Annotated in this window: 8 protein-coding genes; 7 read left to right on the top strand and 1 reads right to left on the bottom strand. The window is 45.7% G+C overall.

All coding sequences use genetic code 11. The annotated features are described in order from the left end of the window. Positions 1-3: 3 nt before the first annotated feature. From EO132_RS07930 to EO132_RS07960, 7 genes are all read left to right on the top strand, one after another. A complete protein-coding gene (locus EO132_RS07930) occupies positions 4-981 on the top strand; it encodes an NAD(P)H-dependent flavin oxidoreductase (RefSeq protein WP_127137374.1) in 978 nt (325 codons plus the stop codon). Between the two features lie 3 nt (positions 982-984). Then, positions 985-1,944, top strand: coding sequence for a YheT family hydrolase (locus tag EO132_RS07935; RefSeq protein WP_127137375.1), 960 nt, complete (start codon positions 985-987; stop codon positions 1,942-1,944). A gap of 115 nt (positions 1,945-2,059) precedes the next feature. Further along, the gene (locus EO132_RS07940; RefSeq protein WP_127137376.1) at positions 2,060-2,539 is read left to right on the top strand and encodes a c-type cytochrome; all 480 of its coding nucleotides are present in this window, start codon (positions 2,060-2,062) and stop codon (positions 2,537-2,539) included. A gap of 84 nt (positions 2,540-2,623) precedes the next feature. Continuing rightward, positions 2,624-3,328 carry a membrane or secreted protein gene (locus tag EO132_RS07945; RefSeq protein WP_127137377.1) on the top strand — a complete coding sequence of 235 codons (705 nt, stop codon included), beginning with the start codon at positions 2,624-2,626 and terminating at the stop codon, positions 3,326-3,328. A 96-nt stretch (positions 3,329-3,424) separates the two neighbouring features. After that, positions 3,425-3,844 carry an META domain-containing protein gene (locus EO132_RS07950; RefSeq protein WP_127137378.1) on the top strand — a complete coding sequence of 140 codons (420 nt, stop codon included), beginning with the start codon at positions 3,425-3,427 and terminating at the stop codon, positions 3,842-3,844. Continuing rightward, positions 3,841-4,674, top strand: a complete 834-nt coding sequence (locus EO132_RS07955; protein WP_127137379.1) for an META domain-containing protein — start codon at positions 3,841-3,843, stop codon at positions 4,672-4,674. The genes EO132_RS07950 and EO132_RS07955 overlap by 4 nt, the downstream gene beginning before the upstream one ends. Next, positions 4,674-5,102 carry a hypothetical protein gene (locus tag EO132_RS07960; RefSeq protein ID WP_127137380.1) on the top strand — a complete coding sequence of 143 codons (429 nt, stop codon included), beginning with the start codon at positions 4,674-4,676 and terminating at the stop codon, positions 5,100-5,102. The genes EO132_RS07955 and EO132_RS07960 overlap by 1 nt, the downstream gene beginning before the upstream one ends. Here the strand turns inward: EO132_RS07960 and EO132_RS07965 are convergent. Next, on the bottom strand, positions 5,043-6,308 hold the full coding sequence (locus EO132_RS07965) for an IS256 family transposase (RefSeq protein WP_127136011.1): 1,266 nt from the start codon (positions 6,306-6,308) through the stop codon (positions 5,043-5,045). The two genes, EO132_RS07960 and EO132_RS07965, sit on opposite strands and share 60 nt — an antisense overlap. Positions 6,309-6,367: the final 59 nt, after the last annotated feature.

A 6,367-nucleotide genomic window follows, 5' to 3' on the forward strand; every position in this document is an offset into this window, starting at 1 on the left:
CCCATGAGCCAAAAAGCTGAATTCATCAAAAATCTATCGCTTCCCGTAATTGCTGCCCCCATGTTCCTGATTTCTGGACCAAAATTGGTGGTCGAATGTTGCAAAAACGGAATAGTGGGCACCTTTCCCGCCCTAAACCAACGTACCAGCGAAGGTTTTGAGGAATGGCTCGTTCAAATAAAATCGGAACTAAAGGCTTTTGAAGAAGAAACCGGAAAAAAAGCCGCACCGTTTGGTGTTAATTTAGTGGTACACCCCACCAATCCTAGGTTGGAGGCCGATGTAAAACTTTGCATCAAGCACCAAGTGCCCTTGGTCATCACTTCGCTCGGTGCTGTGAGCCAGGTTGTAGATGCCATTCATAGCTACGGCGGTCTGGTTTTTCATGACATTATTAAAAAGCGGCATGCTCAAAAAGCAGCCGAAGCCGGTGTTGATGGTCTGATTTTGGTGTCGGCAGGGGCAGGCGGCCATGGAGGCACCATTAACCCGATGAGCTTAATCGCGGAGGTAAAGAAATTCTTTGATAAGACCCTAATTCTATCAGGATGCATCAGTACAGGACGGGATGTCGCCTCTGCCATGCAAATGGGGGCGGATTTAGCCTATATGGGTACCCGTTTCATCAACACGGAAGAAAGTAAAGCCACCGAAGAATACCGTAAAATGATCATTGATGCAGGAGCCAGCGATGTGGTGTACACTGCTGCGATTTCCGGAGTACACGCCAACTTTTTAGCAGCAAGTCTGCAAGCAGCGGGCATTACGGAAGAGGATTTGAAAAAAGACACAAAAATAGATTTTGGCAAGGAACTCGACACCGAAGCCAAAGCATGGAAAACCATTTGGTCCGCTGGCCAAGGTGTAACCACCATTGACGATGTATTGCCCGTATCCGAACTCGTAGGCCATTTAAAAAAAGGGTTCAAAACAGCCGTCGAAGAACAAGCAAGTCTTTTAAAAACCTACCCAAAAGATTAGCAAATGCCTCTAGTCGCTTCACACTACACCCCTCCTTTTCTTTTTAGAAACGGTCACTTTGCCACGATTTATTCCGGCATCATCCGGTCCGTCAATGGAGTCGTTCAGAAGCGGGAACGCATTCATCTTTCCGATGGGGATTTTTTGGATCTGGATTGGAGCGATTCGGCCAAACCCACCCAAAAACTGGTGGTATTGCTCCACGGTCTCGAAGGAGATGCCCAACGGCCTTACATTACGGGAAGTGCCAAAATCCTCAATCAAAATGGATACGACACCTGTGCAGTGAACTACCGTGGATGCAGTGGCGAGCCCAACAATATGTACCGCTCCTATCATTCAGGTGCCACAGAGGATTTGATTGAAGTCCTTGATCATATTTTAAACACTCGGAAGTACTCCGAAATCTATTTGAAAGGATTCAGTTTGGGCGGCAACCTACTACTGAAATATTTGGGCGAAGGCAACGATGTTCCAAAAGAACTGAAGGGTGCCGTTGCGGTATCGGTGCCCTGTAACCTTCACGATTCCTGTAAGCAGCTGCTCAGTCCAAAAAACATATTGTATGCCATAAGGTTCAAAGGAAATCTGTTGGGGAAACTACGGCAAAAACAACAACTGTTTCCCGCTAAAATCAATGATGCCGACATCAAAAAAATCAAAACGCTCAAGGATTTTGATGACACATACACCAGCAAAGCACACAATTTCAAAGATGCCTTGGACTATTATGAAAAATCCAGTTCACTGCAATTCTTGCCCAACATTACAGTGCCCAGTTTAATCATCAACGCGAAGAACGATTCCTTTTTGGGCCCTGAATGCTATCCCATAAAAGAAACAGACGAAAATCCACATCTGTATTTGGAAACCCCGAACCATGGGGGGCATGTAGGATTCTGGGGTAAGAACAACATTACCTACACCGAAAAAAAAGCGTTGAGTTTCTTCGACTCCCTATAAATTGGCCCATTGGCAGCCCCCTGTGAAGGACAAAACAAAAAACACTCGGATTATTAGTCCCTAATTACCTATATTAGTGGCTTAGTTTACACAAACAAACTTCAATAGAATCAGAATGAAAAAAATTGTAATGGTCTTGGCCTTGGGTGCCATGATAGCAAGTTGCGGCGGTAAAAAAGAGGAAAAGAAAGATGGTTTTGAAGTGAGCCGCACCAAAACTGAAGATACTAAAGCGGAAGCCAAGGAAGGTGTTCCCGTGGATATGGACAACAAAGGTGTTGGCCCTATATCGGATTTGGAATTCCCATCAGAGATCAACGATGAAATGGCCGCACGGGGTAAAGCACAATTTGAATCCATCTGTGTTGCCTGCCACATGGTAGACCAACGTATGATCGGTCCCGCACTAAAAGGTGTTTATGACAGAAGAAGCCCAGAATGGGTAATGAACATGATCTTGAACCCTGACGGCATGTTGAAAGAAGATCCAATTGCCAAAGCTTTGTTGAAGGAGTACAACAACGCCATTATGCTCAACCAAAATTTGAGCGAGGACGAGGCCAGGGATATTGCAGAGTACTTGAGGACACTCTAACAAACCAACTCTATTATATGTAAGGGCTGCTGTTTTGCAATAAAACAGCAGCTTTTTTTTTATCTTAATAGCAAACTTTCGCACATGAAAAATGTACTGATTACCCTTTGTTTGCTATTAGCACCTTTTTTGCATGGTCAAAATATTCAAGGCGCGTGGACCACTATGGAATCCAACGAGGAAGGAGTCCAACTAAAGCACACCCTTACTTTTACCAATGGTTTCTTTTCTGAAGCTATCTTTGAAAAAGACGATGGAAAATTCGTGGCAACCCATGGGGGTAGTTATACCCTAAGCGATGGAAACATTGAATTCTCTTATGAATTTTCCACCCAAAACCCTGAAATGGTTGGCGAAGCTCAATCCAAGTCATATTCCATGAAAAATGATAGGCTCGAATTAGGGAAGATGACATGGAACCGAATTGACGACGGAACTCCTGGCGACCTTTTCGGAGCTTGGTTGATCTCAGGAAGAAAGCGTGATGGCGAAATCGTGAAGCGCGACACTTCTGGACCACGAAAGACCATGAAAATTTTATCGGGAACCCGTTTCCAATGGATTGCTTACAATACAGAAACCAAGGAATTTATGGGAACTGGTGGGGGCACTTACACCACAATCGATGGTAAATACACCGAAAATATCGGCTTCTTTTCCAGGGACGACTCCAGAGTGGGGGCAAGTCTGGAATTTGATTATGAGTTGAAGGATGGCGATTGGCACCACTCCGGTTTGAGCAGTAAGGGAAGTCCCATTTATGAGGTCTGGAGCAAAAGAAGCCAATAGAACCCATATAGTTTACCATCTAACAATCGGACGGATTGAGGAGGTCATCCATTTTTTTAGTATTTTACTGGAACATTAACCATTAACTTCTGTAAAATGAAAACCTCAATCATCCTGTTTTTTACCGCCATCCTGCTGGTGGTTTCCTGTGGTGGAACAAAGTCGACCGCGGACGCACTATATGGTCCTACTTGGGAACTTGAATATATCTCTGGGCCCCGTATTGCCTTTGAAGGACTTTTCCCGGAAAAAAAACCACAAATCACTTTTGATAAAGCATCCGGAAAAGTGACCGGCACCGATAGTTGCAATGGTTACTCCGCGGATTACGAACTGGCCGAAAACACCATAGTCTTTGGCGACCCCGGCCCAACCACCATGATGTTCTGTGGTGGAAGCGAACGTCAATTTTTACAGATGATGAAAAAAATAGACGGCTACTCCGTGAAGGAAGGTAAGCTCAACCTTTTGGTAGGAGATGTACCCATGATGCGATTCAAAAAAGTAAACCCATGAAGAACTCACTCATCCTAGGCCTCGCCACAGTACTTCTTTTCGGTTGTGTTGAAAAAAAGAAGGAAGAAACATCTGAACCTGAAGCTACGGAGGTATCAGCAGAAATCACAACAGATACCATTCAAACAGAGGAGAAAAAACGAGAAATGGAACCCATTGCCATAAACATTGATGGCAGCTATTTTAAGGCCACAGGGACCGAACCTTTTTGGGGACTCAAGATTTATGGCGACAAAGTTGAACTCCAAACCATGGAAGATACCATTCAAACCCCCCATACGGAACCCATAAAGGCTCAAGATTCAAACATAAGTATGTATCGAATTCAAACCGAGGCCACACTAATGGATGTGATCATTTCGCATAAAGAATGTACCAATGCCATGTCGGGCGAAGTGTTCCCTTACACCGTGACCGTTTCATATAAAAACACCAACGGTGGCGAGACTACTGTTTATGAAGGGTGCGGGTCTTACATTACTGATTATAGACTGCACGATATTTGGGTGTTGGAAGAAATGAAAGGCACACCTGTCTCCAAGGAAGATTTCGATGGAAGGGAGCTGCCCAACATGGAAATCAATATCAACGACAATCGTTTTTCCGGTTTTTCCGGATGCAACAGAATGACGGGAAGTCTTTTTTACGAACAGGATGTCCTTCGTTTTACACAGATAGCCTCCACCCGAATGGCTTGTCCCAGTATGGTTAAAGAAACCGAATTCTTGACTGCGCTACAAGCCGGTACAACATACAAAGTAGAAAATAACAGACTGTTTCTCTCCAATCCATCAGAAGAAAATCTTCTGGTATTTAAAAAAATAGACTGATGATGAAAAAATCAATGGTTGTTGTATTGCTTCTGTTTGCTGTGTCTAGCTGCAAAAACAAAGAAAAAGAGTTAGAAATAACTGAGGAAACCACAGAGGAAGTTATAGCGCAGGTTCCATCACCAGGTTTAGAAGTTGGATGCTATACCTATGACGCAGGTGGAAGCAAAGTGGTTATGGAGATTACCCAAATAAACGACTCCGTGATGGGCCAACTGAATTATGCCCTCAAAGAAAAAGATGGGAACACAGGTATATTTAAAGGTGTATTAAAAGACAGTGTGCTGATCGGAAGCTACTCGTTTATGTCCGAAGGCTTCCAAAGTTCTAGAGAAGTTGCCTTTTTGTTGAAAGGTAGGGTCTGTAAATTAAACTCTGTCCGATCCATCAATCCCTCTGGGGCTAGCCCCAGAGGGATTGGGATTTAATTCCAAGGGAATCCTCTCCCCAAATTTAATATAAAGTTGCTGGACCACCAGGCTCCAATTCTGCAGGGGCGATGTCCATTTCTTCTCGATGTTCCTGGTGGCCAGGTAGACCAGCTTGAGCAGGGCCATATCGTTTGTAAAGGCCCCTTTGGTCTTGGTGACCTTGCGTACCTGGCGGTGGAAGCCCTCCACGGCATTGGTGGTATAGATCAGTTTGCGGATGGGCGGGGTGTATTGGAAGTACTGGGAGAGCTCTTCCCAGTTGTTCTGCCAGGATTCAATGACCACGGGATATTTGCCTCCCCATTTTTCGCCCAGGGCCAGGAGTCCGTCCTCGGCCACCTCCTTACTGGTGGCCCGGTATACCTCTTTGAGGTCCCGCATGAACTCCTTTTGGTCCTTTGAGGCAATATACCTGAGGGAATTGCGTATCTGGTGTACAATGCACTTCTGTACCTGGGTCTTTGGGAATATGCTGAGTATGGCCTCGGTAAAGCCCTTCAGGTTATCGGTACAGGCAATAAGGATGTCCTGCAGTCCACGGTTGTTCAGGTCGGTCAGCACCTGGAGCCAGAAGTTGGCACCCTCGCTCTCGGAGATGTACATGCCCAAAACTTCCTTATATCCCTCCTTGTTGATGCCAAGTATGTTATAAAGGGCCTTGTGCTCGATCTTCCCATCGACCTTTACCTTGTAGTGCATGGCATCCAGCCACACGATGCAATAGAGGGGCTCCAGGGGACGGTTCTGCCACGCCTTTACATCGGGGACGATCCGATCGGTGATCTGGCTTAAGACCGTATGGGAGATCTCCGTATCGTACATCTCCTTGATATGGGACGAGATGTCGCGGTAACTCATCCCAAGGCCGTAGAGCCCGATGATCTTCTCCGAGAGATTGTCCGCCAGGATGGTCTGGCGTTTCTTCACAAGTTCCGGCTCAAAGCTGCTCTGGCGGTCCTGCGGGGTATCGATGTCGAAGGTCCCAAAACCACTTTTCAGCGTCTTTTTTCCCTTGCCATTGCGTTTGTTGCCCTTGGTGCGCTCACCCTCGTCCAGATGGCCGTCCATCTCCGCCTCAAGGGCCTTCTCGATCACATTCTTCAGCATGGGGGCAAAGGCGCCTCCCTCACCGAAAAGGTTCTTGCCCGACATGAACTGCTCGAGCACCTTCTTTTCAAATTCTGTCTGTTCTTTCTTTGTCATGGTACTGTCTGAATAAAATTAATACTTCTAATCTTTTTCAGACAGAGTTCAGTTTACAG

Origin of the sequence: Flagellimonas oceanensis, assembly GCF_003992595.1 — a bacterium.
GTDB lineage: Bacteria > Bacteroidota > Bacteroidia > Flavobacteriales > Flavobacteriaceae > Flagellimonas > Flagellimonas oceanensis.